The 2,874-nt window shown below is 75.3% G+C and carries 2 protein-coding genes and 2 pseudogenes; all 4 read right to left on the bottom strand.

Annotated features, from left to right (window positions below):
- Positions 1-427: pseudogene (locus ABZ641_RS31605) on the bottom strand (4-phosphopantetheinyl transferase); the annotation flags it as partial.
- A complete protein-coding gene (locus tag ABZ641_RS31600) occupies positions 414-650 on the bottom strand; it encodes a hypothetical protein (RefSeq protein ID WP_344621436.1) in 237 nt (78 codons plus the stop codon). The gene ABZ641_RS31600 and the pseudogene ABZ641_RS31605, both read right to left, overlap by 14 nt.
- Before the next feature lie 38 nt (positions 651-688).
- The gene (locus ABZ641_RS31595) at positions 689-2,479 is read right to left on the bottom strand and encodes an acyl-CoA dehydrogenase family protein (RefSeq protein WP_359987363.1); all 1,791 of its coding nucleotides are present in this window, start codon (positions 2,477-2,479) and stop codon (positions 689-691) included.
- Between the two features lie 50 nt (positions 2,480-2,529).
- A pseudogene (locus tag ABZ641_RS31590) lies at positions 2,530-2,874 on the bottom strand (acyl-CoA dehydrogenase); the annotation flags it as partial.

Here is a 2,874-nt window from a genome sequence, read left to right as displayed (position 1 = left end):
CGGCGTCCACGGCGGCCCGCTCGGCCGCGGCGAACCAGCGCGGCAGGTGGCGGACGGCGTCCGCGCCGGCCACGGCCGGCTCCACGTCCACCCCGCAGCCGCGGCCGGAGGTCACCAGGCAGGCGACCATCCCGTCGGTGTGCGAGAGGTTGAACCGCAGGCCGTCCGCGGACGGTTCGGGCTCCGGACGGCCGTCCGGGGCGGTCCGCACCCGCCAGCCGCCGAGCGGCCGGCCGGAGCGGGCGCTCAGCGCGTACCGGGCGAGCACCCGGCCGCCGAGGAAGCGCCGCCGGGCGCCCTCGCCGCGCAGCCGGGCCAGCCGCGTCCGCTCCTCGGGGCCGAGCAGGCCGGGCCCGCCGTGTCGGGCGGCGAAGGCGTCGGCGGCGGCCTCCGGGAGCAGCCAGAGGTGGCCGTCACGTGCGGGCATCGCGCCTCCGGCTGCGCTGCTGCCGGGGCTCCCGGTGCTCCCTGGGCTCCGGGACGGTGCCGAGGACGCCCATGCCGACCAGCTGCTTCAGCCACTCGGACATCTCCCAGCGCAGCCGTTCCCGGCAGGGCGGGCAGACCTTGAGGTCGGGGTCGAGGCGGTCGGGCCGGCCGGTTCGCCGGCAGGACGGGCAGAGGGCACGGGCGCCCGGGTGCGGTGGCATGCGGCACTCCTTCCGCTGCGGTGCGGGCAGGTCGGGGGTCACCGCGCGCCGGGGCGGGGCCCGGTGCGCGCGGCCAGCCGGAACTGCCAGTGCGAGAACAGCCGGTCGCCCCGGTGCAGCCGTCGCAGCACGGCCATCACCTCGTCCACGTCGGCGGCCGTGGTGACGGCCTCGTGCGGGTACCACTGCCGGCGCAGCCGTTCCAGTTGGAGCAGCAGCAGGGCGCCGCTGGGCAGCGGGTCCTCCATCGCGGCGGCGGAGTGGACGTGGGTGTGCACGCAGGCGGCGACGGCGTGCAGCAGGCAGTACTCCTTGGCGAGGTCGAAGAGTTCGGCGGACTGCCCGTACTCGCGGCCGAGTCCGGTCTTGAGCGTGCGGCTGCGCGCGTGCAGGGCCGAGGCGCGGCCGAGGAGTTCGGCGGCGGTGTCGGCGGCGCGCCGCAGCCGGTCACCCTCCTCGCTCCGGACGCCGGCGGCGAGGCGGCGCAGGGCGGCGAGCGAGGCGGGCGCGGCGAGCAGGGCGTCGTCCCGGCCGCGGCTGAACAGCTCCTGGTCCCAGGGGCGGTAGAGCGGCAGCGGCCGGTCCATGCCGTACAGGTCGGCCACCCGCTCCTCGGCGGCGTCGGCGGCACCCGTGGGCGGCTCGACGGCGGCGGCGAGCAGTCCGTCCGACTGCAGGGCGAGGTTCTTCAGGTTGACCACGGTGTTGCCGTCGGCGAAGTTGGCCACCAGCAGGTCGCGGAGCATCTTCTGGTGGATGCCGTGGTGCGGGTCGTCGCGGAGGTAGAAGCGGGCGCCCAGCACCACGTTGAGCTGGGACATGGTGCGTTCCAGCATGGTCGGCACCAGGTACTTGGCGACCGAGGACCAGACGCTGGCCTGCTCGGGGACGAGCTGGAGGCTGCGGACGGCGCCGAGGCTGACCGCGTCGGCGACCATCAGGTCGGCGAAGCACTCGGTCAACTGCCTCCGGGAGTAGGGGATGTCGCTGACGGTTCGGCCGAAGATGACCCGGTGCTCGGTGAAGTCGAGGGTGCCGCGCAGTGCGGTGTCCACCGCGGAGAGCGCGATGGAGCCGATCAGGGTGCGGGCGACCTGGGAGGTCTGCAGGGCGATCTCCAGGCCGGCGCCCTCCGCGCCGATTCGGGCGGAGTCGGGGACGAACACCCCGTCCACCCGGATGCCGCTCATGTCGATGGCGCGCAGGCCGTGCAGCCGCTCGTTGGGCAGCTCCTCGACGGAGCCGGCCGGGGTGCGGCGCTTCTCCAGCAGCAGGATCGAGTAGCCGGCGGGGCCGCCGGACTCCTTGGTGCGGGCGAAGACGGTGAGGCCGTCGGCGACGCGGGCGTTGCCGATCAGCCACTTCTCGCCGGTGAGCAGGTAGCCGCCGTCGACCTTGTCGGCCCGCAGTTCGTTGCCGAGCACGTCGCTGCCGTGATTGCGCTCGGACAGGCCCCAGGCGTAGCGGCTGCCCTGCTTCATGGCGTCGACCAGGTACTGCTTCTGCTCGGCGGTGCCGGCGATCCAGGCGGGCAGGAAGGCCAGGCTGGTGATGATCAGGGCGGTGGCGGTGGTCGGGTCGCGGCGGGCGACGAGGCGCAGCAGGTTGAAGCCGGTCTCCACGTCGCCGGCCCGGCCGCCCTGGGCGGCGGGGATGTTGTACTCGTGCACCCCCCAGCGCTGCAGCAGGTTGACGAAGGGGTAGGGGTACTCCTCGCGTTCGTCGTGGTCGAGGATCCGCTCGAACGGCATCCGGCTCGCCGGGTCGTGCGGGTCGCCCAGGTGGGCCTCCAGCTCGGCGGCGAGCTTGTCGAGTTCTGGCTTCGGCACCGGTCTCCTCCGGGTCGCGTGGATCGGTCGCGTGGGTGCAGGGGTGTCGGTCAGGCCAGCGGGACGGGGACGGCGGAGAACAGCCGCCCGCCGTCGTGCAGCGCGAGCACGGTGTCGAGGGCGGGTGCGAGCAGGTCGGCCCCGCGGCGCGGGTCGGTGCCGTCGGCGCGGGCGAGCAGGTAGCCGAGGCAGGCGCCGAGCCAGCCGGCCGAGCCGGGCGGCCGGCCGTGCAGCGGCAGGTGGCGGCTCGCCCACCACAGCTGGAGGCAGCAGGCGGCGGCGTGCAGCCAGGCGAACCGTTCGGCGAGGTCGACCAGGGCGAGGCCGGGGCCGGCCTGCTCGACCTCCTTGGGCAGGTCCTGCAGGGCGTCCCGGAGGCGTTCGGCGAGGGCGGC

The sequence above is a fragment of the Kitasatospora sp. NPDC007106 genome (assembly GCF_040634455.1).
GTDB classification, from domain to species: domain Bacteria; phylum Actinomycetota; class Actinomycetes; order Streptomycetales; family Streptomycetaceae; genus Kitasatospora; species Kitasatospora arboriphila.
Note: the sequence above shows the minus strand (reverse complement) of the source record. Positions and strands in the feature narration are given on the sequence as shown.

Bases quoted from the DNA above. Each gene is read 5' to 3' on its own strand.
- ABZ641_RS31600 (WP_344621436.1), bottom strand. From the start codon at position 650: ATGCCACCGCACCCGGGCGCCCGTGCCCTCTGCCCGTCCTGCCGGCGA.